Annotated in this window: 1 protein-coding gene; it reads left to right on the forward strand. The window is 60.4% G+C overall.

The annotated features are described in order from the left end of the window. Positions 1-52: 52 nt before the first annotated feature. Positions 53-1,005, forward strand: a 953-nt coding sequence (locus IVA92_RS00725) for an integrase core domain-containing protein (protein ID WP_247281144.1), incomplete at its 3' end; no start/stop codon positions are given.

A 1,005-nucleotide genomic window follows, 5' to 3' on the forward strand; every position in this document is an offset into this window, starting at 1 on the left:
TGTGCATGTTCACTAATTCGCTGATTGGATCGCTCCAGCGGAGGACGATCCGATGCGCGACAACAGCTATGACCGGACGATTGAGCGCAACTATCTGCAGAAGTGGCGTTTTCTGATCCCGGAGTATGAGGCGGTGAAGGCTGGACGATCGCCATTGTTCAACCGGGTCGGCGACTTCTATCGGCACCACGGGACCTGCTCGCAGACCTTCCGCAAGTATTACAATCGCTATCTGCAGAGCGGCGATGAAGCGGACCTGCTGCCGCGGCGGCGCGGCCCGAAGTGGCGGGAACGGCGCGAGCCGGAAGGGATCGAGGCGGAGATCGTCGCCCATCGCAAGCGGGGGATGAACCGCTATGAGATTCATGCGGTCTTGCGCGAGACGCGCGACACGGTACCTTCGCCGATCACGATCTATCGGGTGCTGAGGCGCTACCGCTTGAACCGCCGCACGCCGGCGATGCGCGAGGAGAAACGCCGTATTATCAAGGACAAGCTCGGGGAGCTGGGCCACGTCGATCTGCATCAATTGCCGCGCGATATGTTCCTCGCGCCACCCCCAGTCACGGCCTACATCATCAGCCTGATCGACAGCTGCTCGCGTCTGGCCTGGGCCGAGGTCCTAACCTCCAAGAAGGCGCTGCCGGTCATGTTCAAGACCCTGAAGATGATCAATACCCTCAACCTCACTTACGGGCTCGTCTTCCAGGAGATCCTATCCGACAACGGCGCCGAGTTCGCTGCCCGCACTAAGCCGGACGAGCATCCATTCGAGGCCATGCTGCTCGAGCTTGGCATCAAACACCGCTACACCCGGCCCTATCGGCCACAGACCAATGGCAAGGTCGAACGCTTCTGGCGCACCCTCGATGACGACGTCATCGACGGCGCGACCTTCGACAATCTCGACCACTTCGCCAACGAACTGTTCGACTATCTCGTATACTACAACAACCACAGACCCCATCAGGCCTTGGCAGGACAAACTCCCAAGGCCTTCGCCGC

The organism is Bradyrhizobium sp. 154, assembly GCF_023073875.1.
In the GTDB taxonomy this organism is placed as follows: domain Bacteria; phylum Pseudomonadota; class Alphaproteobacteria; order Rhizobiales; family Xanthobacteraceae; genus Bradyrhizobium.